The 24,441-nt window shown below is 44.8% G+C and carries 22 protein-coding genes and 1 pseudogene; 17 read left to right on the forward strand and 6 right to left on the reverse strand.

What is annotated here, in order from left to right:
- Window positions 1-383 precede the first annotated feature (383 nt).
- The 3 genes from nhaA to EII32_RS01685 all read left to right on the forward strand — a co-directional run bounded on the left by nhaA (window position 384) and on the right by EII32_RS01685 (window position 3,674).
- Window positions 384-1,715, forward strand: a complete 1,332-nt coding sequence (nhaA, locus tag EII32_RS01675; RefSeq protein ID WP_125233725.1) for a Na+/H+ antiporter NhaA — start codon at window positions 384-386, stop codon at window positions 1,713-1,715.
- A gap of 451 nt (window positions 1,716-2,166) precedes the next feature.
- Window positions 2,167-3,462: a leucine-rich repeat domain-containing protein gene (locus tag EII32_RS01680; protein ID WP_158611098.1), complete on the forward strand. Its 1,296-nt coding sequence runs from the start codon at window positions 2,167-2,169 to the stop codon at window positions 3,460-3,462.
- A gap of 68 nt (window positions 3,463-3,530) precedes the next feature.
- A complete protein-coding gene (locus EII32_RS01685) occupies window positions 3,531-3,674 on the forward strand; it encodes a hypothetical protein (RefSeq protein ID WP_233582282.1) in 144 nt (47 codons plus the stop codon).
- A 212-nt stretch (window positions 3,675-3,886) separates the two neighbouring features.
- On the opposite strand, the gene EII32_RS01690 is transcribed toward EII32_RS01685, so the two are convergent.
- Both EII32_RS01690 and EII32_RS12690 read right to left on the reverse strand, forming a co-directional pair.
- Window positions 3,887-4,813, reverse strand: a complete 927-nt coding sequence (locus tag EII32_RS01690) for a hydrogen peroxide-inducible genes activator (protein ID WP_125233728.1) — start codon at window positions 4,811-4,813, stop codon at window positions 3,887-3,889.
- 138 nt (window positions 4,814-4,951) lie between these two features.
- A complete protein-coding gene (locus EII32_RS12690; RefSeq protein ID WP_255416437.1) occupies window positions 4,952-5,080 on the reverse strand; it encodes a hypothetical protein in 129 nt (42 codons plus the stop codon).
- A gap of 389 nt (window positions 5,081-5,469) precedes the next feature.
- On the opposite strand from EII32_RS12690, the gene EII32_RS01695 reads away from it, so the two are divergent.
- From EII32_RS01695 to EII32_RS01720, 7 genes are all read left to right on the forward strand, one after another.
- The gene (locus EII32_RS01695; protein ID WP_125233729.1) at window positions 5,470-6,054 is read left to right on the forward strand and encodes a superoxide dismutase; all 585 of its coding nucleotides are present in this window, start codon (window positions 5,470-5,472) and stop codon (window positions 6,052-6,054) included.
- Window positions 6,055-6,106: 52 nt separating this feature from the next.
- Window positions 6,107-6,673 carry an alkyl hydroperoxide reductase subunit C gene (gene ahpC / locus EII32_RS01700; RefSeq protein WP_125233730.1) on the forward strand — a complete coding sequence of 189 codons (567 nt, stop codon included), beginning with the start codon at window positions 6,107-6,109 and terminating at the stop codon, window positions 6,671-6,673.
- A gap of 83 nt (window positions 6,674-6,756) precedes the next feature.
- Complete coding sequence (ahpF, locus tag EII32_RS01705; protein WP_125233731.1) at window positions 6,757-8,319, forward strand: alkyl hydroperoxide reductase subunit F; 1,563 nt, start codon at window positions 6,757-6,759, stop codon at window positions 8,317-8,319.
- A 116-nt stretch (window positions 8,320-8,435) separates the two neighbouring features.
- Window positions 8,436-8,573 (forward strand): hypothetical protein, encoded by a 138-nt coding sequence (locus EII32_RS12015; RefSeq protein WP_158611099.1) that lies wholly within the window; start codon window positions 8,436-8,438, stop codon window positions 8,571-8,573.
- Between the two features lie 277 nt (window positions 8,574-8,850).
- Complete coding sequence (gene rlmN, locus EII32_RS01710; RefSeq protein ID WP_125233732.1) at window positions 8,851-9,900, forward strand: 23S rRNA (adenine(2503)-C(2))-methyltransferase RlmN; 1,050 nt, start codon at window positions 8,851-8,853, stop codon at window positions 9,898-9,900.
- Window positions 9,901-9,996: 96 nt separating this feature from the next.
- Window positions 9,997-11,103 (forward strand): PdxA family protein, encoded by a 1,107-nt coding sequence (locus tag EII32_RS01715; protein ID WP_125233733.1) that lies wholly within the window; start codon window positions 9,997-9,999, stop codon window positions 11,101-11,103.
- 6 nt (window positions 11,104-11,109) lie between these two features.
- Window positions 11,110-12,177, forward strand: a complete 1,068-nt coding sequence (locus EII32_RS01720) for a lysylphosphatidylglycerol synthase transmembrane domain-containing protein (RefSeq protein WP_125233734.1) — start codon at window positions 11,110-11,112, stop codon at window positions 12,175-12,177.
- 360 nt (window positions 12,178-12,537) lie between these two features.
- On the opposite strand, the gene ndk is transcribed toward EII32_RS01720, so the two are convergent.
- Window positions 12,538-12,999: a nucleoside-diphosphate kinase gene (gene ndk / locus EII32_RS01725; protein WP_125233735.1), complete on the reverse strand. Its 462-nt coding sequence runs from the start codon at window positions 12,997-12,999 to the stop codon at window positions 12,538-12,540.
- A gap of 180 nt (window positions 13,000-13,179) precedes the next feature.
- Here ndk and EII32_RS01730 point away from each other — a divergent pair, with 180 nt between their 5' ends.
- The 5 genes and pseudogenes from EII32_RS01730 to EII32_RS01750 all read left to right on the forward strand — a co-directional run.
- Window positions 13,180-14,394, forward strand: coding sequence for a sigma-54 interaction domain-containing protein (locus tag EII32_RS01730; protein WP_125233736.1), 1,215 nt, complete (start codon window positions 13,180-13,182; stop codon window positions 14,392-14,394).
- Between the two features lie 82 nt (window positions 14,395-14,476).
- The gene (locus EII32_RS01735) at window positions 14,477-14,965 is read left to right on the forward strand and encodes an LptE family protein (protein ID WP_233582287.1); all 489 of its coding nucleotides are present in this window, start codon (window positions 14,477-14,479) and stop codon (window positions 14,963-14,965) included.
- 24 nt (window positions 14,966-14,989) lie between these two features.
- Entirely contained in the window at window positions 14,990-15,760 is a 771-nt protein-coding gene (locus tag EII32_RS01740; RefSeq protein ID WP_125233737.1) for a tetratricopeptide repeat protein, read from the forward strand.
- 8 nt (window positions 15,761-15,768) lie between these two features.
- Window positions 15,769-16,140, forward strand: coding sequence for a preprotein translocase subunit SecG (gene secG / locus EII32_RS01745; RefSeq protein ID WP_410524557.1), 372 nt, complete (start codon window positions 15,769-15,771; stop codon window positions 16,138-16,140).
- A gap of 244 nt (window positions 16,141-16,384) precedes the next feature.
- Window positions 16,385-17,021: pseudogene (locus EII32_RS01750) on the forward strand (transposase); the annotation flags it as partial.
- 49 nt (window positions 17,022-17,070) lie between these two features.
- Here EII32_RS01750 and EII32_RS01755 read toward each other — a convergent pair.
- Window positions 17,071-18,081, reverse strand: coding sequence for a helix-turn-helix transcriptional regulator (locus EII32_RS01755; RefSeq protein WP_125233739.1), 1,011 nt, complete (start codon window positions 18,079-18,081; stop codon window positions 17,071-17,073).
- 614 nt (window positions 18,082-18,695) lie between these two features.
- Between EII32_RS01755 and EII32_RS01760 the strand changes: the two genes are divergently transcribed.
- Both EII32_RS01760 and EII32_RS12020 read left to right on the forward strand, forming a co-directional pair.
- Window positions 18,696-22,286, forward strand: a complete 3,591-nt coding sequence (locus EII32_RS01760; RefSeq protein ID WP_199741376.1) for a hypothetical protein — start codon at window positions 18,696-18,698, stop codon at window positions 22,284-22,286.
- A 14-nt stretch (window positions 22,287-22,300) separates the two neighbouring features.
- Complete coding sequence (locus tag EII32_RS12020) at window positions 22,301-22,477, forward strand: hypothetical protein (RefSeq protein WP_158611100.1); 177 nt, start codon at window positions 22,301-22,303, stop codon at window positions 22,475-22,477.
- A gap of 365 nt (window positions 22,478-22,842) precedes the next feature.
- Here EII32_RS12020 and EII32_RS01765 read toward each other — a convergent pair whose 3' ends face one another.
- On the reverse strand, window positions 22,843-23,916 hold the full coding sequence (locus EII32_RS01765) for an NAD(P)-dependent alcohol dehydrogenase (RefSeq protein ID WP_125233740.1): 1,074 nt from the start codon (window positions 23,914-23,916) through the stop codon (window positions 22,843-22,845).
- Between the two features lie 219 nt (window positions 23,917-24,135).
- A complete protein-coding gene (locus EII32_RS01770; protein WP_125233741.1) occupies window positions 24,136-24,357 on the reverse strand; it encodes a hypothetical protein in 222 nt (73 codons plus the stop codon).
- Window positions 24,358-24,441 lie beyond the last annotated feature (84 nt).

A 24,441-nucleotide genomic window follows, 5' to 3' on the forward strand; every position in this document is an offset into this window, starting at 1 on the left:
CGGTATATGGAGAGTTTTATAAATTGTCTTTATCACGTTGATTGTGTGTTTCCAAAGAACAAAATGATAGTGAGCGGAGAAATATGGCATTCCGCATGACCGACTAACTTATATCCCCGTCAATCGACCGTCTGTCATTAGTCGTATAATCAACCACACTGCTTATTCCGACCGGCATACCGATTGTGAAAACAAACGCATATATATGGGCAATTAATTTTGAACATCTACTTGTGAAATACAATAACTTTGGCAATTTTCCATTGAAATTCATTGCTCGTACAATTCTTTTTGCTATATTTGCAAGAGCAATAAGCGGTGTAATGAAAAAGTGACATGCTTTTTTATTATGGCGCGATGCTTGCGAAAACAGGTTTTGAAACATGCGAGAGAATTATCAAAAAAACATAGAGAACCGCCTGATCATACCCACAATGCAATTCTTGCATCGCGAGAAATCAAGCGGAATAGTGTTGGCGGTGTTTGTCATTCTGGCATTGATACTTGCCAATTCTCCTTTACGCGAGGAGTATTCACATCTTTTGGAGTGCCATCTGGGATTCATTGTCAACGGAAATTCCTATCTTGATTTCAGTGTGGAGCATTGGATTAACGACGGACTCATGTCCATGTTCTTTTTTGTTGTCGGCTTGGAACTGAAACGAGAGTTTATAGGGGGAGAGTTGCGCGACCTTAGAAAAGTTACGCTTCCCATCATGGCAGCAATCTTCGGAATGCTGTTCCCTGCCGCGATTTACATGATTTTCAACTTCGGAACACCGACAGCCAACGGCTGGGGAATACCAATGGCTACCGATATTGCCTTCGCCTTGGCGGTGGTTTACATGCTTGGCGACCGTGTTCCGATTTCGGCAAAGGTGTTCCTTACCACTCTTGCCATTGTTGACGACTTGGGTGCGGTTGTCGTTATCGCTCTTTTCTATACCTCCGAAATCTCCGTTGTCAACATTGCCATTGGTATGCTTTTCCTCGGGGGCATGTTCGTGGGAAACAGGCTGGGTGTGAAAAACGTACTATTCTACGGTATTCTTGGCATTGGCGGAGTGTGGTTGGCATTTTTAATGTCAGGTATTCATGCCACAATCTCTGCCGTTCTCGCAGCAATGGTAATACCTGCCGACTCGCGCATTCCCGAAGCGGTGTTCATCGCTCGTATGAAGAAACTTACCATGCAGTTCAAACAGGCTCTGCCGAACGATGTGCGGACGCTTGAACCCGAACAGTTGGAGATACTGTCAAAGGTAAAAACCGAATCCGTACATGCCATTCCTCCTCTCCAGCGTCTTGAGCACAGCCTGCATCCTTTGGTCTCTTTTGTCATCATGCCAATCTTTGCCTTGACCAATGCCGGTGTCTCTTTCGTCGATATGGACGTGAGTGTACTCTTTGCCAACAATGTGGCTCTTGGCGTGATGTGCGGTTTGCTTCTCGGAAAACCGTTGGGTATCCTTTTTGCCGTGTGGCTTACCGAGAAAACAGGACTTGGCAGACGCTCACGTGCCATGACATGGCGCACAATGACGGGAGTGGGTTTCATAACCTCCATAGGTTTTACCATGTCCATGTTTGTCACCATGTTGGTATTTAATTCCCCCGAGAATTACGTTCAAGCCAAGATAGGAATCTTTACCGCTTCCATCTTTGGGGGAATAATCGGTTACCGTCTGCTTAACAAGAAGAGTTCGACAAATTAGTCCGGCTTTATAAAATCATTACTCAAGAATGGTTTTTATATTGTGGGTAACGTTTTGTAACTTTGAGGTCTTTTGGGCTTCAAAGCATAGGTTTGTTCCTTGATGCAGCGGTCATACTCCTTATTTATTTACTTTCTTAATATTATAAAACGATCCCTTAACCTTGACAAGGTTAATTTATAGAGCCCATTTTTATTCTTTATCTTTATTTTTAATGTAAACGTTTGCATCGTTTTTTCTGTATGTTTTTTAAAAATGTCATTGTTTGTTAAAATCACTTTGTCTACTTTTGCAAAGTTTTTTATTATATTAAAGATAATATATAAGGATAATCTTTACATATTTAACATTGTGGTTGATTTTTTTAATAAATAATATTATGAATAATGAGAATAAAAAAGAAGTAATGAATCAATTATGTGTACGGCGATGCACTAAACATTTTGGACTTATGAAAGTATTTTTTTTAGTGATTATGATGTTCTGCACTTTGGGCGTATCGGCAGATAATGCTATTTATCTGCGAGGAATTGCAAATGGTACGGAATTCTATCTTAAAGTGAGAAGTTTGGAGAAAATGACCGTACAACTGCATGCGAGCAAAGAGACAGACTATAAGGGAGACATTATTATACCTGAAAAGATTATCGCGAATGATGGTAAAGAGTACACCATTGATTTAATAGACAAAGGAGTGTTTACGGGTAACGAATTAATTACTTCTGTAAGTATTCCCGGAACGGTTACAGAAATTGGGCAGTACGCATTCTCAGGTTGCACTTCATTAAAATCTGTGACACTTGGCAAAGGCGTGGAGAGAGCCTTCAAATATGCTTTCGAGAACTGCAAGAGTCTTGAGACTATAACTTTTCCCATTAGTACATTGTATTTCGAGAAAGAAACATTTACCGGCTGTGAAAACGTCAAGGAGGTTTATCTTTACGATGATAACCCACGAGGAGTTACAGGCAATGACCCTTTCGAACTTATAGGACAGAAAGCAATACTTTTTGTTCCTTATGGTACGAGAGATAAGTATCAAGAACTATATGGTTGGAAAGACTTTACAGTATCACCTTTTATCGTTCTTGATGAGAATGAGACTCTAAAACTCGAAGTTCGTGTTGAGAACATAAGAACAATATTCAAACGTAGTATTAAGAGCGACAAATGGAACTCTTTCTGTGTGCCGTTTAATCTTTCGACCACTGACATCATAACATTGTTCGGAACGGGAACGCGTATATTGGAGTTTGACCCGAACTCAACCGAGACAACTTTGAATTTTGTTGATGCAAAAAGTATAACAGCCAACAAACCGTGTCTTATAAAACCTGTAAAAAGTTGGAGTGAATACACGTTCGACAACCTTACGTTGGAACCTTCTGTCAAACCTAATGTCACGGGTGTCAATTATAGTTTCAACGGTAATTATTTTAACGGAGATGTTCCGATGAATTCTTATTTTATCAGCAACAATAAGTTTTATAAGGCTGTTGGCGATAAAAACAAACTGAAAGGTTATCGTGCATACATCATGCCGGTGAATAGTGACGGTGGAGCAAAACACATGGACTTTACCATCTCTTCGACTACGGGAATAGAACTTATTGGTGAAATTTGTGAAGGAAAAAACAACCGTGTTTATGATATTTGTGGCAGACCTATTTACATAGACGCACCCTCTTCCGTACAAATGAAAAAAGGAATATACATTAAAGGAGACAAGAAAATTTTAATAAAATGAACTTAATGAATAAAAAACGTTATGTTACTCCTTATACGGAACAGATTTGCATGCCAATTGAAAGCTTGATGAATATTAACAGTGTGACAGAGAACGGAAAACCATCTCCGGATATTGGTGTGGGAGGAGACAGTGACGGAGATATGGAAGCGGACTCGAAACGTGGATATTTCGATGATGATATTGGTTCCGATAACATCTGGGACTATTGAAATTAATCTTTCATACTACCAACACAACAGATGAGAGGAAAGTTCAATACAGGTTGATAATCAACCATAAGCCTTCAACTCAAGCGTGACTCAGTCAAAGAACGGTAAAGCACGCTTTGTATAAAGCAGGCAATTTTATCTCGGAGTGCAAATAAAGTAATAATGCCGGTCGTGTCCAACCGAAGTTGCAGACACGACCGCATTATGTCTCACTATATCTGTACGCTTGTCCGCGAGAGGCTTAGCATTGACGACGGCACCGACTGTTTTATGCAATCTATTATCATGTCGCGCAAAGTTGCCCTGATGAAATGGCGGCTTGTCATCAGTACCAATTCGCGTGTCGGTATGGGATGGGCAAAAGGTTTTACGAGGCGTGACTGACTTTCGGTAAGTTGCATCGTGGCAAGTTCGGGAATGAATGTCACCCCTTTCCCGTTCTCCACTATGCGCATGAATGTCTCTATACTGCCGAGGTTGTACGCCTTTTTGCTTCTTGATGCCGATTTCAGTTGGCAGAACTTGACCAACTGATCGCGGAAACAATGCCCCTCGTCGAGCAACCACAAGAACTCATCTTTAAGATCTGCCACACGTATGGCCTTTGCTTTGAGCAGACTGTCAGTCTCGGAGACGTATGCCATGAATTTCTCGTAGAACAAGTTGTGGCAAACAAAATCTTCGCATCCCTCTATACGCGCCAATATACCTGCATCTATGTCCCCGTGGATTAGTGCCGTCTTTATGTCGGCAGTCTTCATCTCGGTAATTCGTACGTCCATCTCGGGGTGTTCATCGAGCAGTTTCGGGAAAAATCGCGGCACGAGATACGGCGCTATGGTTGGCAACACTCCGATGTTGAACGTACCCACCAGCGACTTTTTCTGTTCCTCGGCGGTATCACGCAGTTTCTTAGCTCTCACTATCACGCTCCATGCCTGCTCCACAACGAGTTTCCCTGCCGGCGTAGGCATTATCGGCTGTCTGTTCCGGTCGAATATCTTCATTCCCAGTTCTTCCTCCAGTTTCTGTATCATCGAACTCAGAGTGGGTTGTGTCACGTTGCAATGTTCTGCCGCCTTGGCAAAGTGCCTGAAGCGGAAAACTGCCATCACATATTCTAATTGTTGCAGTGTCATAGTATTGTTTCTTGCTTTGTCTTTTTCTTTTCTCACTGCAAACTTACGAAAAAAAAACTTATAACCTGCATAAATGCACGGAATGTTTCTCTTTTCTAATTCAAAAGCCAAACTTTCGGAATACCGGAAGGTACAGTTTTACTTGTTTTCCATATCCTTACAGTCTCTCTTTCGCTGCATCATCCACCCTTCATTGCACAGGCAGATGCCGTTCACTCCTTGTATAAGGGTAATGTTCTCTTCGTTGATGAAATTAATAACGCTCATATATTTTTTATAAATTAAGTTGTGCAAACTTGTTACCGTCGAGTCCTTTTGTATAGTTATGCCGCAAAGATAAGTATCGTTTGCGAATAATGCAATACCCAAAAAGCATGATTTCGACCATACGGTATATATCGGGAGAGTACACTCCGTTTTACTTCCGACATGTACTCGTCATGGACGATGAATGCCGTGAACAATTAACCGTCATAATAAAAAATACCGTTTAAGTAAAAAACATTTCCTTTTATATTATCTTGAATAACAAGAAGTTAAACCTCTTTATAGATTTTTTCGATTGACCGATAGAATAAATCTGTTGCGGGCATCTCCTTTGTTGCCTAACTTTGCACCGTGAAAGAAAAACAATAACGATTTTAAAAAACAAGATTATGAATATAAACATGCCAAAACTGCCATACGCTGAAAATGCTCTCGAGCCTGTAATCAGCAGACAAACGATAAATTTCCATTACGGAAAACACTTGCAAAACTACGTTAATACAACAAACAGTCTTGTCGAGGGTACACCGCTCGAAGGCAAGTCTATAGAAGAAATAGTGAAATCGGCACCGGAAGGATCCGTTTACAACAACGCCGGACAGACGCTTAATCACAACCTTTATTTCCTGCAGTTTATGTCGCCGGTTGACAATAATGCGCCGAAAGGAAAGATCGCAGAAGCCATAAACGCTGCATTCGGCAGTTTCGAAGAGTTCAAGAAGCAATTCTCGCAGGCTGCTGCCACACTCTTCGGTTCCGGTTGGGCATGGCTTTCTCAAGACAATGACGGCAAACTTGTCATCACTCGGGAAGCAAACGGCGGAAACCCGTTGCGTAGCGGACTGAATCCTCTTATGGGTATCGATGTTTGGGAACATGCTTACTATCTCGACTTTCAAAACAGAAGAGTCGATCATCTGGCAGAAATATGGTCTATCATCAACTGGGAAGTTGTTGAAGGACGCATGAAGTGAACAATGAAACATATAAAAAGAATTTAAAAACAAACTAACAATATATATAATTATGGAATCAATAATTAATGCACAAGTACCAGAGTTTAAAGTAAGTGCCTTCCACAACGGCGAGTTTAAAACCATAAGCAACGAGGACATAAAGGGCAAGTGGGCTCTGTTCTTCTTCTACCCTGCCGATTTCACTTTCGTATGTCCTACGGAGTTGGTCGATCTCGCAGAGAAACACGAGGAACTGAAAGCCATGGGAGTTGAGGTGTTCTCCGTAAGTTGCGACACACATTTCGTGCACAAGGCATGGCATGATGCTTCAGACAGCATAAAGAAGATTAAGTATGCAATGCTCGCCGACCCAATCGGGACATTGGCAAAGGGCTTCGGAGTGTATATTGAAGATGCGGGAGTGGCTTATCGTGGAACGTTCCTCGTAAACCCCGAAGGTCTTGTCAAAATTGCTGAGATACAAGACAACAGCATCGGTCGCAATGCGGAGGAACTCGTACGCAAAGTACAGGCTGCACAGTTCGTTGCATCGCACGAAGGCGAAGTATGCCCGGCGAAATGGAAGCAGGGTGCAGAAACTCTCAAACCAAGTATCGACCTCGTAGGCAAAATTTAAAAGCCCACAGGCATTTAGAATTAAAGACGGGGCTGCGGTTCCGTCTTTTTTAAACCTATGAACCAATTTTAAGAAGGAACAACATGCTTGACAAAGAAATACTTCAACAGGTGAAAGGAGTCTTCACATCGCTTAAAACCGATATTAAATTCGTTGCGGACGTTGCAGAAGGCGACAACAACGGGGAGGAACTCAAATCTTTCCTCGCCGACATAGTGTCATGCTCCGACATGCTGAGCATGGAAATTAACATCATAAATGGTGGCAACACACCCGCTTTCGGTATTCTGCGTAACGATGAGCCTACGGGAATAGTTTTCCGAGGAATACCCAACGGGCACGAGTTCACATCGCTGCTGCTCGCCGTTCTCAATGCCGACGGACAGGGAAAAAACATTCCCGATGAGGCTATCTGCCGCCGCATAGCATCGTTGAAAACACCTGCGGTTCTCCGTACATACGTATCGCTGACTTGTACCAACTGCCCCGACGTGGTGCAGGCTCTCAACGTTATGGCTTTGATAAATCCCGGAATAAGTCACGAGATGATAGACGGGGCTTTGTTCCAAGACGAAGTAAGCAGCCGGAACATACAAGGCGTGCCGGCAGTATTCCTCGGCGACGAGCAGATACACATCGGACGCGGCGACCTCGGCATGCTCCTGCAGAAACTTGAAGACAAGGTGGGAAGCGAGACGGATACCAATGCCCGACCGGTTGAACACAAGTTTGATATTGTTGTGGCGGGAGGCGGTCCGGCAGGAGCGTCGGCCGCAATATACTCCGCCCGCAAGGGACTTAATGTTGCCATCGTGGCGGAACGTGTCGGGGGACAGGTAAACGAGACGGTGGGTATTGATAATCTTATATCGGTGCCGCATACCACCGGCAGCCGACTTTCTGCCGACCTGCTCGCTCATATAGAGAACTATCCGATAAAGGTGTTTGCAAACCGCAAGATAAACAGCGTGAGCCTGAAAGATAAGGAGAAGCGCATCGCGGTAAAAGGCGGCGAAGTGTTTATATCAAAGGCAGTTATAATAGCCACGGGTGCGGAATGGCGCAGACTCAACCTCGAAAACGAGGACAAATACATCGGTCACGGCATACATTTCTGTCAACACTGCGACGGACCTTTCTACAAAGGGCGCGACGTGGCTGTAATCGGCGGTGGCAACTCCGGCATGGAAGCGGCAATCGACCTTGCCGGCATTTGTTCGCATGTCACGGTGTTCGAGTTTGCCGACACTCTTCGTGCCGACAACGTTCTGATTGAGAAAGCGCGGAGCATGTCCAACATCGACATTCACACCAACTCCCAAACAACCGGCGTAAAAGGCGACGGACAACGACTTACGGGGCTTACCGTGAAAAACCGTGTTAGCAACGAGGAACGAGATTATGCTTTCGACGGAGTCTTTGTGCAAATCGGACTTGCTCCTAACAGTGACCTGTTTGCAGAAGAAATCGAACTCTCTCCACGGCGTGAGATACCGGTCGATGCCTCATGTCGCACTTCGGTAAACGGTGTATATGCCGCAGGCGATGTCTCAACCGTGCCATACAAGCAAATTGTGGTGGCGATGGGCGAAGGGGCAAAGGCTGCACTATCGGCATTCGAGGACATAATGAGAGGTGTTGTATAAGGCGAAGAAGTTTAATATAACAAAAAACAGACTGTTGAACAAATAGGTTTCAACAGTCTGTTTTTGTTAGCCGGATATTAAACCCGAATCGGTCATCAGACCGCATTTGCTTAGATTTGCCATTGCCGTTACGCTTCCCAACTGCTTTAGCCCGCTTGCTGACATCTGCGCAGCCATTACATCCCGACGCAGCCCGCTACGCCTTCGATGAAACGGCTGCACATCTGCCCAACAATCGAACAAAATCGGTTTAGGGTTCTAATGACTGATTTGGGTTAAAAAACAGTTACTTGTATATTTCGTTCGTTTTTCGGTAAGTGCATTGTATGGGCTAAGAGGTGCGGCATACATTTATTATTATATGTTGAGAGACATCCGTAATGTCAACTTTCGTGCCATGTCGAGTTTTCTTCAAGCACCATCCGCGACATACGTTCGTATTGTCATTTATGTAAAAAAGGGAAAAAACGATTGTGGGATACAATGAAAAATGAAAAAAAAACGTAACTTTGCAACCTGCATTATGACAACATGATGAACGAGAGAGAGAAACAACGACTGTTGGGAATGACACCCGACGAGATAAGAGTTGCCACCGGCTTGCTCGGAATGCCGGCTTTTACGGTCGGGCAGATTGCGGATTGGATATACGCCAAGGGCGTGAAAGACATAGACGAGATGACAAACATCTCCAAGAAAAACCGCGAACTGCTGGCACGGGAATTTACCGTGGGAAGGACGGAAGCAATTACCGTGCAGACCTCCTCCGACGGAACACGCAAGTATCTCTTTCCGGCAGGCAACACCGATGCCGCGGTCGAGACAGTGTATATACCCGACGGAGAGCGTGCCACACTGTGCGTGTCGTGCCAAGTGGGCTGCAAGATGAATTGTCTTTTCTGCCAAACCGGAAAACAAGGCTTTGAGGGACAACTCACGGCAACCGACATTCTCAACCAGATTTACTCGCTGCCGGAGCGTGACACACTTACCAACATAGTGTTCATGGGACAGGGAGAACCGATGGACAACCTCGACAACGTGCTGCGTACGACAGAAATTCTGACCGCGGAATACGGTTGGGCATGGAGTCCGAAACGCATAACGGTAAGTACGGTGGGAGTGAAAGGAAAACTGAAACGTTTCCTTGACGAGAGCCGATGTCATGTTGCCATAAGCCTGCACTCACCGATTCACGAGCAGCGAAAACTACTGATACCCGCCGAGAGGGCTATGCCGATAGAAGATGTCGTGGCATTGCTGCGGCAATATGATTTCAGCGGACAACGCCGATTGTCGTTCGAGTACATCGTGTTCGGCGGAGAGAACGACTCCGTGGAACATGCGAGGGAAATTGTGCGACTGCTGTCGGGATTGGACTGCCGCATCAATCTCATAAGGTTTCACGAAATTCCGGACGTGCCGCTGCAAGGCGTTGACGATGCCAAGATGGAGCAACTGCGCGACTATCTCACGTCACACGGCATCTTTACCACTATACGTGCATCGCGAGGTCAAGACATTTTCGCCGCATGCGGACTGCTCAACACCAAGCACAAGGGTGGTTGCGGAGGCGGTTGAGATGACGAGACGTTACCCGCAATGTAAATTTAATTTGGCGATGATTTATAAATCACCACCTTATACGAATAACAGAAAAAAACAAAAAATCATAACATGGAAGACAGGAAGATACGCATCGCCATAACACACGGCGACACAAACGGCATAGGTTACGAGATGATATTCAAAACTTTCGCCGAACCCGAAATGCTCGAACTATGTACTCCCATCATATACGGCTCGCCAAAGGTGGCGGCATACCACCGTAATGTCCTCGGAATACAAGCCAATTTCAGTATCATATACAATGCAGAAGAGGCATGCGACGGACGGCTCAACCTGCTGACAGTGCTCGAGAACGACACGAAAGTGGATTTGGGAGAACCGACACAAGAGTCGGGAGAGGCTGCTGCGAAGGCTCTCCTGAGAGCCGTTGAAGACAAACGGAAAGGGCTTGTGGATGCAATAGTGGGGGCACCGGTATGCGATGGCAACTTGAAGTCGGGCAATGCAGAATACAAAGACCAAACCGACCTGATGGAGAAAGAAACGGGGGAAGGAGCAAAGGCACTGCACATGATTGTGGGAAAGAAAATGCGACTCGCTTTCGCAACGACAGACATTCCGCTCAAGGAAGTGACCTCCGCCATAACCAAGGAACTCGTGGAGCGGAAAGCAGCGGCATTGCACGACACACTGTGCAGGGATTTCCGCATGTCGAACCCGCGCATTGCAATATTGGCAGTGAACCCCGCGACAGACAACGATGACAATGCGGACAGCGAAGAGGCAACGATACTGAAACCGGCAATAGAGAAACTCGAGAACGAGGGCAGACAGGTGTTCGGCCCATATACGGCAGAACAGTTCTTTGGCAAGGACCAATACACCGCATTCGACGGAATACTGGCAATGTACAAAGATCAAGGAACAATACCATACCGCACCATCGAGCAGGAAAACGGAATAAAGATATGTGCCGCAATGCCGGTGGTGATGACCATGCCTGACATGGGACCGGAATTCAGAAAGGCGGGAAAGGGCGAAGCGGAAGAAATGACGATGCGCCATGCCATATACTTGGCAATAGACATGGTGCGCAACCGTGCCGACTATGACGAGGCAAGGAAAGACCCGTTGAAGAAACTTTACCACGAAAGACGCGACGAAAGCGAGAAAGCGCGCTTCAACATACCGAAGAAACAGGTAAGGGAAGAGTAGGGCAGAATGAAAAAGAAGTATCAAAACGGGTTCTTCATCTTCGGATTACTCCTGCTAGGGTTGATGATAACTCAACTCGACTTTGAGCAGGTATGGGAAGGACTCAGGCATGCGGGCTATTGGTTTCTCGCGGTACTTGCACTGTGGTTTTTCCTGTATTTCTTCAATACCACCGCGTGGTATGTCATTATCAAAAGTACCGCGCGGTCTTTAGATTCCGAACATTCCGCACCGCTCGGGCAAAAGAGCGTTTACGAGAAAAGCGGAGAGAGAACTTCAGGCGTACAACAAAAAATCTCCTATCTGTGGCTGTACAAGGTAATGGTGTCGGGCTTCGCACTGAACTACGCCACCCCCGGAGGACTGATGGGCGGCGAACCTTACCGCATAATGGAACTATCGCCGTACATAGGCGCCGAGCGGGCATCGTCGTCGGTGATACTGCACACTATGACACACATATTCAGTCATTTCTGGTTTTGGCTGATTTCGGTGGCTATTTACGTTGTCACCGAGCCGATTACACCATTCATGGCGGCCGTACTCGCAGCCGTAACGGCATTCTGCGCTCTTGGTATATGGTTTTTTATGAAAGGCTATCGTAAGGGACTTGCCAACCGCTCCCTTGCTTTCCTGAGTCGTATTCCCGGAGCAAAACACCGCGCACGGCGTTTCATCGACGCTCATCATGAAGAACTAGACAACGTTGACAGGCAGATTGCGGCACTGCACAAGCAGAACCCCCGCACTTTTTGGGGCGCGCTGTCGCTCGAACTTGCGTGCCGTTTGGCTTCGGCACTTGAGATATTTTTCATTTTGCTTTTAATAATGCCGTCGGTAAATTATCTGCAATGCGTGTTGATACTCGCATTTACCAGTCTGTTTGCCAACTTGTTGTTCTTTATGCCGTTGCAGATTGGAGGGCGCGAGGGAGGTTTTATGATGTCAACCTCCGGACTTGCACTAACCACTTCTGCCGGAATATTCGTCGCTCTCATAGTACGGTTGCGCGAACTGTTTTGGACAGCAATCGGAATGTTGCTCATAAAAGTGGGGAAAGGGAGAGGAAATTAATGAAAATTCTGCAAAAGCGTTGTTTTTCAATAATTTACAGAAGCAGATGTCAGCAAGCGGGCTAAAGCAGTAGGGAAGCGTAACGGCAATAGCAAATCTAAGCAAATGCGGTCTAATGACCGATTTGGGTTTAATTTTGAATACTTACTTGACTCCTACACGACAAAAATTACCGCATCACTATTCGAAACAGCTGAAATTGTTTTGCAAAACCGCCCAAATTGAATTTCAAATTCGCTGAAATTGGTCGGTAATTTCGCCTGATTTGCTTTCCCGTAGTTTCAATACGGCAAATAAAACGGGCGTTGGAAAAATATTCCTCCGCCCGTAATCGATTCTGATTGTAATCGTACTCTTTGTTTAGCACTCGTCTGCACCGTAGATATATTCGCGCGCACCGGAGGTGTATTCGAATATTTCCTCCTCGCGGAAGAAACGTTTCAGTTCGATGACGGCATTCTCGGGAGAGTCGGAAGCATGAACTATGTTCTGCTGGTTGCTCATCGAGTAGTCGCCGCGTATCGTGCCGGGGGCGGCTGCACGGCCGTTGGTGGCACCGGTCATGGCGCGCACCACTTGCACGGCATCGATGCCCTCAAGTGCCAGTGCCACTACCGGCGATGCCTGCATAGACGCTGCCAGCACCGGAAAGAACGGTTTGTCGGCAAGATGAGCATAGTGCTCGCGCAGTATGGCATCATCGAGTTGCATCATCTTCAATCCCGCAACGCGCAGTCCGCGACGTTCGAAGCGGTTGAGTATCTCACCGATAAGTTGACGCTGAACGCAACTTGGTTTCAAAAGAACGAGAGTTTTTTCCATTTTACAATTCGTTGTTGTTAATAAGTATAAATATTTTAAAACAATCCGGTCACGGTAAACCCACAGGTTTGTGCCGCATTGTTTTCTGCGTGCAAAGGTAATATATTTCGTTAAATAAATCAAGTTTTCTGCCAAAATTGCAGTTATGTGGAAAAATATATGTAATTTTGTCAACTCAAAATGAACACTTCGGAACTTCAAAACATAAAGCAGCGGTATAGCATAGTAGGTAACTGCGATGCCCTGAACCGTGCACTTGACGTGGCCTTGCAGGTGGCGCCGACGGACTTGAGCGTACTCATAGTTGGCGAGAGCGGAGTGGGCAAGGAGATAATACCGAGGCTGATACATGACAGGTCGCCGCGGAAACGCGGGGAATATTTCGCGATAAACTGCGGTTCGATACCCGAAGGCACCATCGACTCGGAATTGTTCGGGCACGAAAAAGGCTCGTTTACCGGTGCCATAGGAGAGAGAGAAGGATATTTCGGCATTGCAAACAAAGGTACACTGTTTCTCGACGAGGTGGGCGAACTGCCGCTGGCAACGCAGGCACGACTGTTGCGAGTGTTGGAGACGGGCGAATATCTGCGCGTGGGGGGACAAAAAGTAATGAAGACCGATGTGCGCATAGTGGCTGCAACGAATGTTAACATGCACAAAGCGATAAGCGAAGGACGCTTCCGCGAAGATCTTTATTATCGTCTGAACACGATACCGATACAGATGCCGCCGCTAAGAGATCGCGGAGAAGACATATTGTTGCTGTTCCGCCTGTTCGCAATGTTGATGGCAGAGAAATACCGTTTGCCGAAGATTACGCTAACGGAAGAGGCGCAGCAGATAATGCTGAAATATAAATGGCCGGGCAACGTAAGGCAACTGAAGAACATTACCGAGCAGATGTCGATACTGAGCGAGAGACGGGAGGTTACGGCACAAGACTTGCAGAAGTTTATTCCGCAGGATCAAGAGAGCACACAACTTGCCAAGATTGACAACGGCGGGAGTACCTCGTACGAGAACGAACGGGAAATTCTGTACAAAATTCTGTACGAACTGCGGGGCAATGTGTCTGATTTAAGACGAGACATGAACAACCTGAGAAAGCAACTTGACGCGACAAGTCAGCCGGCAGTGATGACGGGAGATACGCAGATGCCGGCAATATACCGACAGGCAGACGAGACAAGGATACCGCAGACACCGAGCGTGCAAGATGCCGTGGCGGAGGAGATAAGAGAACCGGAGACACTGAACCTTAGCGACATGGGCAGGCAGATGGTGGAGAAGGCTCTCAAAAGGAACGGAGGCAACCGTAAGAAGGCGGCGGCGGAACTCGGAATATCGGATCGTACACTGTACAGAAGGATAAGACAGTACGGACTGGAATAGAACCGGGGGCAACGATATGGGAACATTCATAAGAAAGATGATCGGAAATTACGTTGGAAAAGGCGTGGCGACATTATGTGTGATGGTGATTGCAGCAGTGTTGTCGCTGACGGCATGCAACGTGTCGTACAAATTCAACGGGGCAAGCATAGACTACACCAAAGTAAAGACAATACAGATAGCAGATTTCCCGATACGCTCAAGTTATGTTTGGGGACCGATGTCGAGCATTTTCAACAATCGCTTGAAAGACCAGTTTGCCAACCATACAAGACTGGTACAGGTAAAACGCAACGGCGACATGAAGATTGAGGGGGAGATTATAAATTACAGTCAGCGAAACAAGTCGGTATCGTCGGAAGGATACTCGGCACAAACAGAATTGTCAATTACGGTAAACGTAAGATTCACCAACAACACCAACCATGCCGAAGACTTTGAAAGACAGTTTACTGCCGCATCGACATACGAGACGACACAGAGTCTCAACTCGGTACAGGAAGAACTCGTTACGCAGATGTGCAAGGAACTGACAGACCAAATTTTCAATGCAACGGTGGCGCAATGGTAAATAAAACATATCAATGACAACTATATGGACATAGGGCAACTTATAAAACATCCGGAACTGATGGACAAGGAAACGCTTTACGACTTGCGCTCCATGCTCGCCTTGTATCCATACTACCAGACGGCAAGACTGTTGATGCTGCAAAACCTTTATTTGTTGCATGACCCTACTTTCGATGAAGAACTGCGCAGGGCGGCAATATATGTTACCGACAGAAGGGTGATATTCAATCTCGTGGAAGCGGCACACTACAGATTGAGAAGTGATGACAAAGACGACAAAAAGGAAACAGAAAACGTAGATGACGGCAAGAGAGGCGACCGAACATTGTCGCTGATAGACAAGTTTCTTGACTCGCTGCCGAAAGAAAAGGAGGGAGAAGAGGAAAAAAGACGCAGACCGACACCGGTAGATGCGACAGTGGACTATGCGGCATATCTTATGGATACGGAGGGCGACGAGGAAAAGAAAGTCGCAACGACGGCACCGCAGATGAAAGGACAGGAACTCATAGACGAGTTCATCGACGTTAATAACGGCAAGATTGAACTGCAAGAAATTCCTGACTACGAACTTCTCGGAGATACGGAAGAAGAAAATGCAGGAAACGATCCGGAAGAAAGTTATTTTACGGAGACATTGGCACGTATTTACATAAAACAAGGGCAATATTCAAAAGCTTTGGAAATTATTAAGCGTTTAAATTTGAATTTTCCAAAAAAAAATGTTTACTTTGCAGACCAAATCCGATTCTTGGAGAAATTGATAATAAACAATAAATATAAAAAGCAGTAAAAAAGATGATTTACACATTATTCTTGGTACTCATTATCCTTGCCGCAGTACTCATGATCGGCATAGTACTTATACAGGAATCAAAGGGCGGAGGGCTTGCCTCCAACTTCTCTTCGTCGAACGCAATCATGGGCGTTCGCAAGACTACCGATTTCATTGAGAAAGCAACATGGGGACTCGCGATAGGCATGGTCCTGTTCAGCATCGTGTGCGCATGGACGGCACCAAAGGCTGCCGGCGAACAAAGTGTGCTGGAGAACACGCAGACACAGGCTCCGCAGACTAATCCGAACAACGTTCAAGGTTTCGGAACAAGCAAACAGCAGGCTGTACCGGCTGCACAAAGCGAACAGAAAGAGGCAGCACCGGAAAAGAAATAACACACGATTTAAGTATAGTTAAAAACAGAAGGGACGGATAAACCTAATTTCCGTCCCATTTATTTGTTTATCCGAATTGGTCGTCTATCTCTCCGTTTCCTTGCCTCGGATTGCTGCAAAATAACAGACCGGCGCGAATGAGAAAGCATAGGTAAACGTGTGAGTAACATCTTTGGGAAATAAACCTCATTTTAAGGACGTGCAAATCTTGCACAAATTGTATTTATGGATTGCCCGTATCTTAATCATGCCTTGTGTGTTTTTCAAGATGGTGATGTTCATGAAACTTTATGCTTTCGGTAAATGTTCGGGCATAACATTTGTTATCGGTACCATGATAACGGTTTTCCACAATATAAGACGTTATTTCAATAATGTCTTTTCAGATTTTGCAAAGAATGGAAAGGGTACAATGGGTCGGTGTCACGGTTTCAAACTCCACTTGATTTGCAACGATTCCGGAGAGGTGATAACGTCTTGTCTCACAGGTGTTAATGTTGATGCCGGAGATGAACGAGTATGGAGTGTGTTTACAAAGGAACTTTGTGGAAAAGTGTTTGCTGACAGAAGGTATATAAAGCAAGGACTGTTCTATACGCTGTTCGACCAAGGGGTGTATCTTGTGAATGGTTTGAAAGCAAACATGAAGAAAAAACTAATGCCAATGTGGAACAAGATAATGCTACGCGAAATATACATCATCGAGTGTATAAAATAACCGTCAAAGAACAAGGCAAACCTCATTCATTTACGGCACGGGTTTGTTCATAATTTCATCATGAATGAAATGCTCGGCACTTACTTGATATTGTTTCTTCGACAACAAACCGAAGACATTGCCGGTGCATGTGGGAAAGTCGGGACAATTAGAACTATTTTGAAAGTATTCTTATCCTGAATCGAACCACTTTTCGCTTTTTCGGCTCTGCCCTAAACCTCTGAATTCTTCTCTTTATCATCTTTCACAAGGAACGCACGGAGATCTGTGTTCCTATCTAAGCCGAGTTTCTTACGTATGTTTCCACGCACCGTACTTACGTTGCTGATGGATTTTCCTGTGATGATGGCTATTTCACTTACCGGTTTACCATAAGCAACCAATCGACATATTTCCAATTCCACTTTGGAAAGCATGGGAAACTTACGAGCGAAGTCTTGCTGTTCGGCAGCGTGTTTCTTCTGCAATTTATCCACTGCCCGAAGGAAGTTATGCTTCTTTCGCTCATCAAGCAGCCCGAAGAGAAGTGGTTCATACTTTTCATACGGTTTCCGGTCTTCGCATAATTCGAGAAAAGCATCCAGTTCCTCCTGCGTGATGTGGAGTGTCCGCAGGATATTGGTTCGAAAAGATTTAAAACTATTCTTTTCTCGCTGCATATCGCGTACACCGTGTTGGATGATGACAGAAAGCAAATATGTACTGATATTGAGCACTAAAAACAGTATGACAAATTGTGGATCGATGGCTCCCTCACCGTAAAATGCGGTAAAAAAGAGGCTGCCAAGACCCATAACCAAAACATAGAACGAGGCTCGTGGAACAAAACCCAAGGCGAGATAGAGCAGGATGGAGTATGAACCTATATGGTTACACACCACCATAGTCTCATAGTCCGGCGGACAAGCGATGACAAGATAGACTATACGGACGGATTCCAGTATTTGCGCTATAATAGAATAGGTAAAAAAAGCCCGTATCAGTAAAATCCACTTGTTCAGATAAAGTACGATGAAAACGAGGGAAATCAAGAGTGACAAACATGAGATAAGCCGCAATACGGGTAGTTCCAAACCGATGAAACCTATGAGGTGCAGAATCATGATGGAGATAATCTCCAACGAACCTGTCATGAACACCAGCAGGCGGATGTGTTCTTTTTTGTTGTGACTGCGCTCATTGACAAATTTCTTGAACAAAGCAACAGGGGGAAACTCTTTCATTATTTTATTCTTTATTTGGATTAAAAAGATAAAACTTACAAGAGCAATGACAGTTTGTTACAAATTGTCAAAGCATAAGTTATCTTTTACAAAGGTAAGAAAAATCACATAAATTATCAAGCCGAATCTCGCATTTTTATTACCAAACGACTCTCGTTTGTTATAAATATCGAGTTTTTTGCGACATTTTGCGACTGTTTTTCAATTATTATTGCGTCTGTTTGTGCCCCGGTTTACTTCTTTCCTGTTTGTAAACATATTAATTTTGCAGTAAAATCAGATATATCCGCAAGGACTAATTATCAATTTAATGAATATACACTCATGATTAAAAAATAAAATACGAAATAAAAAAGGAAATAAAGAAAGTAAGTATATAAAACAGATATGATGCAGAACCTTTCCCAACGAGCAAGATTACCGCCAAGCAGATAGAAGACGATACCATCAATTTCACTCAATCCAATGAACATCTCATCACGCACATATCCATAAGGGTAAGGAAATCTGGCAACAATAGTTTAAACGAACGCTTGAGTATCGCATACATGGAAACGTACGAGTTAGATGTGGACAATATGCCAATTTTTTAACAAATAATAAAAACTTTAACTATGAATAATCATCAAACATTTAAGTCAAAATCCACATGCAAAAAGATACTGACACTCGTCTTTATATTATTTGCACTGTGCTTGACAACACATGCACAAAACGTGACCATCAGCCCTTCATCGGGAAAATTGGTGGCCGGTCTCACCTATGACGGTGAAATAGGATTCCAGAATGGCTGGAGTTCACTGTGGCGGCACAACCAACTGCCTCTGACACTCACGGTGTCGGATAAGAATCTAATTACGGAGAGCGGGGTGTTGAAAGATCCTGCGGGTGACATTATCTTGGATGTCACTCAGAATCTCTATGTACTCATGTCGGGTTCTCCTCTTACTACGGAGTTCCACATGGGTATCTCGCTGCCAAAGGGCTATCGCTTTACAGGTTATCGCATCGTATTATTAAATAATAAGAATGGTGAAAGCATTGGCGGATTGAATGTAACCGGAATGGACAAGGTTTTCTATGAGACAGACGAAAACTTCGACTTTAATAATTATAAGAAGAAGACTGACAATATGCCTGCTCAGAACGAAGCGAAAGAATATGTGATTGAGCGCACCAGCATGACAGAAACCGACATGGGCAATAATCTCTATTTCTTGATGCATCATACGGTGGCAGGCTTTTATGCAGTTACGATGAAGTCGTGTGAACTTTACTTTACGGCTGAAGGAGCATTCGACGCAAGCGTCAACCCCGGCAAGCCGACTAACATCATTAGCGAGGGGGTGAATATGGTTGGGTCTGCTTTCATGACCAGCAAACTCGACTTGGGTGAGATTAAGCCTCATACAAAGAACGGAAAAACTTTCTATAGTTACAACTTTAATAATGTAAAGGAGTTGACGGCTCAGAACTGGCTCTATCAAGAAGATGCGGTGACAGCTGACAAGAAACTGCCGGCAACAGCAGGCAGTGGTTCTATTCAGGCTCTGAAGAACGACAACAAACTCTATTACGCTTTAGGCAACAACACCTATTATATAGAAACGCCTACATCAACCAAATCACAAGACGGAACCAATATTCCATTGGGCTACCGCATCACAGGTGCCAAGATAAAATACCATTATGGCACGGAGGCTGGTTCTCAGTATGTCAATGAAAATGGTGATGGGCAATCAGTAAGTGGAGACATCAGGTTTGGCTCTTCATATTTAAGGCGAGATGCAACATGGGGACGTAGTCAAGGTTCCTGGGAATTTACCGCAGATGGTAAGTTGCGCAATAGGCAAAATTCTTGGTCTTCTTATCATTATCTTTATGTTCATAAAGCAGGAGACATCTATTATGTATATAGTACAACCGATGCGAACCAAGCTTCTACTTTTTCTATTAGCGGAAACCACATTAAGTATGGTAGTTTGTTCTTAGTACATACAGATGCAAACAATCCTCAGTTGACAACTTCGGATGCCAATGCTGCAACATGGAATCCTTCACCTAACAATAATGTCCTGAACCCGGCCTTTAAGCCTTCGCCCTATACCTTGAAGATATACAAGACCAATAAGGACAATGTGACCCAAACGGTAAATGTTACTGAGGGCGATGATAGCGAAGTAGTACTGACAAACCTTAACAACGATGCCATCAAGTTCCAAGTTGAAGGATTGGAAGAGGGCACCAAGGCACTCATCACTTTCGAACTCACCCTTGAGGCACTCAACCCATTCATCAACTCTATCGACATCGTATGCCACTCGTTGGCAGAGAATGGCCCTACGTTGATGCAACAGTTTACCAGCAACGACTTTCAGGTGTCGGGCGGTAAGTTTATCTTCTATGTGCCGCAGGATTTCTTCGGCGGTGGCGAGCAGAAGTGCCGCTTCACTTTCGAGAATCTGTACAGCAAGTATGGCGATAATACCTATGGCAATGCAGACCCACATCATGCCCGTTACTTCTTCGTGAAGTCACCTTATTATAATACATACAATGGCCAGCAGTACAGCACGACAGGAAACGAACCGGCAGCTGACAAGATTCATAGTGAGATGTGTGGCGACAAGCCATTCAAGTATAGCAACATTGACGAACTTGACCCGAGCAACACATCAGGCGGCACCACGACATTGGAAGAGTATCCCTATTCTGAGGCTCTCTACATGAATCAGGGTGGCTCTTTCTCAAGCAATATTGTGCTTGCTGTGAATCAAGAGAAGCCCTGTTATCTCTTCACTTCCGACGAAACGCGCTGGAACATTGCGCCTACTACGGCATGGGAGCATAGATACTACGCATACTATCTGATGGATCTGAAATTGGAGACTAAGGACTATGTGGCCAAGTGTGAACTGACCAAACTCTATAACACTACTTGCTACAACAACGGTGCCGAAGCCGATCTGCCGATGTATGGCGGTGTGTTCAAGGCATTGGATGCCAATACCGGTGCTGAGATCCCGAGCGAAAGTGCTTATCTCACTGTGCCGATGATGAAACAGGCACTTATAAATGAACTAGCCGGCGCGGGGGCTACAGGTAAGCAGGTGCTCTACCTCGACTACACCAACCTCTACTCCGTCCATATTCCTGAAAAAACAGAAATGGACGCGATGAAGGCCGAACTCAATCCGAACTGCTTGATATTCTTCCCGGTACGCTCAAGTTTTAACGAGGACAACTATATCCAAAAGAAATTGAGCGGTGCTTTCCTCTCATGTCGGAATATAGTAATTACCGACCGCCAACCGTTCTATTCTCCTTATAAGATTACGGTGCCGGCCGAGAACTACGCTACTTACACTCGACAAATAACCATCCCGAAGAACGGCAAGGTGGCCAATGCTACGTTAATCCTACCGTTCGCTTTGGATTTGCAAGTAGGTACACATACCAACAGGGACGGTCTATGCTCATTCACTGTGAGTAAGATGAATGCCAGCAACTGCTTGGCTATAGCAGAATCGGACGATAACACTCCGCTCAACTATATCGGTAATGCCTATTTCTCTCCTATAACCGAGTCAAAGACTGAGGCTAATGTGCCTTATATGGTAAAAGTGCTAAAGGCTCCAACCGACAATGCAATCTCGTTCATTGCTACACAGTATGGTGCAGAGGTAATCTCTACCAAGAACAGTAACATGGAAAGCGATTATACCTTTAAGGGAGAGTCGGCAACAGGTACCATAGCAGGCAGCACATACAACTTCACGAACTATGGCTCATACTCTGGAAAGAAAGTGAATAAGGATGAGCAGATTTTCTACTTCTCCGGCAACATGTATCTGAATTCGAAGAATCTGCATTCGAGTTTACAGTATGTGTACGTCTATCCGTTCCGTAGTTATTATAAGTATTCGGGTGGCTTAGGTGCCAAGATTATGAAAGCGTTCAACGTGCTCTATGGTGAAAACGATCTTTCCACGGGTATCGGTGAGGTTACCGAGAAACCTGACCTGGCAATAATCGCAGGCAGGGGCTCACTGACATTTACAACGACAACCGATAGACAGATTAAGGTATTAAGCACCGATGGTACAACGGTCAATCGCCTATCCATGAATGCCGGCGAAACGCGTACTATCACATTGCCTGCCGGAGTATATATTGTTAATGGAAAGAAAATCATTGTAAAATAATGGAGGATTGCCGTATGAAAAAGATATATATAAAACCTTTGATTGAAGTGATTTACGCTGCTTGTCAGAAATCTATTCTCGGAGGAAGTTGGAACGACCATGCAGATTCAAAGCAGAACAACGATTTCTTTGATGAGGACATGGAAGATGATGAGTTGGAACTTGTACATCGCGATGTATGGAACGACTGACGAACGGTTTTCATGTGAGCAAGAATTCTATAAAAATGTTAAGTAATAAGACAACGGATAAGAGAAGTTTTTAATCCTGAAACATAGATAGTTTCAACGCTTACAGTGTTTTAATTACGGAGGGGGCATCAACCAATGCCCCCTCTTTCTTTTTGCCTTTATAACTCTGCACTTCCCGACTCACTAAACCGGATAATCGAAATTTCTACACATGACATCGGAAAAGAGCCGGTATTTGAGAGTAAGCATCCGATATAAAACACTATAATTGTGATTTAAAATAAATGATCATTTTTTTATTGTCTCTACATACCTATTTAGCATAAACGGGAATATTATCCCGCATCTCGTATTTTGTCGAAAACTTATTTCATCAAGTCTTCGGTAATTATCACCACCGGTTTTATGAGGTCTCTCGGTTTGTCCTTCATAAGCATGAGAGCCTCTTCCATGTGTTCAAATCCGTTGAAGCGGTGGGTAATGAGGTGTGAGAGATTGAGACGTCCGGCAGAAACGAGTCGTGCCAGTTTCTCCATGCGCAGTCGTCCACCGGGCATCAAGCCGCCTTTGATAGACTTGTGTCCCATGCCTACTCCCCATTCTACACGTGGAATTCTCACGAACTCGCCGCTGCCAAGATAGTTTACGTTGCCTATCGTCCCACCGGGTTTGAGTACGGACACGGCTTCGGCAAAGGTGTCAACGGTACCTCCGGCTATAATTACGCGGTCAACGCCCTTGCCGTTGGTCAGTTTCATTATCTGCTCGGCAATGGAACCGTTGTGATAGTCTATTATCTCTGACGCGCCATACGCCTTTGCTGCCTTCGCGCATACAGGTCTGCTGCCTACTGCATATATGAAAGATGCTCCGGCAAGAGCCGCTCCGGCAACCGACATCAATCCTACGGGACCGATGCCGATGACGAGCACCACGTCGCCGAATTTTACATCGGCAAGTTCAACACCATGGAAACCTGTCGGAACCATATCGGAAAGCATGGTGGCCTCTACCGGATCGATGCCTTCCGGTATCAGTGCAAGGTTGCCATCTGCATCATTTACATGGAAATACTCACCGAACACACCATCCTTGAAATTAGAGAATTTCCAACCTGCCAGCATTCCGCCTGAATGCATCGATGAGCCTGCCTGTGCCTCAAGCGAATTCCAGTCGGGGGTAATGGCAGGAACGAGCACTCTGTCTCCGGGTTTGAAATCTTTTACCAAATTACCTACTTCCACAATCTCACCGGTTGCTTCGTGACCGAGAATCATGTTCTTACGATCTCCGATAGCCCCTTCCCATACGGTATGTACATCAGACGTACACGGTGCCACAGCAACAGGCTTAACAATTGCATCCATTGGTCCACATGATGGTTTGTCTTTCTCAATCCATCCGGCCTTGTTTAGTCCGAGCATTGCAAAAGCTTTCATAATAATAGTGTTTAAAAGTTATAGGATATGGTTAATTAAAACTTCACTAAAGATGTGACTGCCACCTTAAAACAAAATGCTGCAGTTAATCATAGTGATGTGACAAAATTATGTAATAAAGCTCATATTAGCAAGTTTTTTATAAAATAATTCACCTCAAAACGTAGTTAAATGATATTAATGCGAACCTTCGGTCGCCAGATCTTGTTTTTATTCCACTTAATCAGTAGGTTGGAAGTAAAATCGATACCTAAACTTGATAAAATGTGACACATGATTAAACCCCAATCGGTCATTAAAACCCTCAACCGATTTTGTTCGATTGTTGAGCAGATGTACAGCCGTTTCATCGAAGGCGTAGCGGGATACGTCGAGATGTAATGGCTGTGCAGATGTCAGCAAGCGAGCTAAAGCAGTTGGGAAGCGTAACGGCAATAGCAAATCTAAGCAAATGCGGTATAATGACCGATTTGGGTTAAAGAAAGGTATCACGATGTAAATTTTTATCCGTCTTGATTTCCAACA

The organism is Prevotella sp. OH937_COT-195 (assembly GCF_003932845.1).
GTDB lineage: Bacteria > Bacteroidota > Bacteroidia > Bacteroidales > Bacteroidaceae > Prevotella.

Bases quoted from the DNA above. Each gene is read 5' to 3' on its own strand.
- ndk (WP_125233735.1), bottom strand. From the start codon at position 12,999: ATGGAAAAAACTCTCGTTCTTTTGAAACCAAGTTGCGTTCAGCGTCAA.
- EII32_RS12020 (WP_158611100.1), top strand. From the start codon at position 22,301: ATGAAAAAGATATATATAAAACCTTTGATTGAAGTGATTTACGCTGCT.
- EII32_RS01695 (WP_125233729.1), top strand. From the start codon at position 5,470: ATGAATATAAACATGCCAAAACTGCCATACGCTGAAAATGCTCTCGAG.
- ahpF (WP_125233731.1), top strand. From the start codon at position 6,757: ATGCTTGACAAAGAAATACTTCAACAGGTGAAAGGAGTCTTCACATCG.
- EII32_RS12690 (WP_255416437.1), bottom strand. From the start codon at position 5,080: ATGAGCGTTATTAATTTCATCAACGAAGAGAACATTACCCTTATACAA.
- EII32_RS01685 (WP_233582282.1), top strand. From the start codon at position 3,531: ATGAATATTAACAGTGTGACAGAGAACGGAAAACCATCTCCGGATATT.
- EII32_RS01755 (WP_125233739.1), bottom strand. From the start codon at position 18,081: ATGAAAGAGTTTCCCCCTGTTGCTTTGTTCAAGAAATTTGTCAATGAG.
- rlmN (WP_125233732.1), top strand. From the start codon at position 8,851: ATGATGAACGAGAGAGAGAAACAACGACTGTTGGGAATGACACCCGAC.
- ahpC (WP_125233730.1), top strand. From the start codon at position 6,107: ATGGAATCAATAATTAATGCACAAGTACCAGAGTTTAAAGTAAGTGCC.
- EII32_RS01730 (WP_125233736.1), top strand. From the start codon at position 13,180: ATGAACACTTCGGAACTTCAAAACATAAAGCAGCGGTATAGCATAGTA.
- EII32_RS01680 (WP_158611098.1), top strand. From the start codon at position 2,167: ATGAAAGTATTTTTTTTAGTGATTATGATGTTCTGCACTTTGGGCGTA.
- EII32_RS01690 (WP_125233728.1), bottom strand. From the start codon at position 4,813: ATGACACTGCAACAATTAGAATATGTGATGGCAGTTTTCCGCTTCAGG.
- EII32_RS01765 (WP_125233740.1), bottom strand. From the start codon at position 23,916: ATGAAAGCTTTTGCAATGCTCGGACTAAACAAGGCCGGATGGATTGAG.
- EII32_RS01760 (WP_199741376.1), top strand. From the start codon at position 18,696: ATGAATAATCATCAAACATTTAAGTCAAAATCCACATGCAAAAAGATA.
- EII32_RS01715 (WP_125233733.1), top strand. From the start codon at position 9,997: ATGGAAGACAGGAAGATACGCATCGCCATAACACACGGCGACACAAAC.
- nhaA (WP_125233725.1), top strand. From the start codon at position 384: ATGCGAGAGAATTATCAAAAAAACATAGAGAACCGCCTGATCATACCC.
- EII32_RS01735 (WP_233582287.1), top strand. From the start codon at position 14,477: ATGGTGATTGCAGCAGTGTTGTCGCTGACGGCATGCAACGTGTCGTAC.
- EII32_RS01720 (WP_125233734.1), top strand. From the start codon at position 11,110: ATGAAAAAGAAGTATCAAAACGGGTTCTTCATCTTCGGATTACTCCTG.
- EII32_RS01740 (WP_125233737.1), top strand. From the start codon at position 14,990: ATGGACATAGGGCAACTTATAAAACATCCGGAACTGATGGACAAGGAA.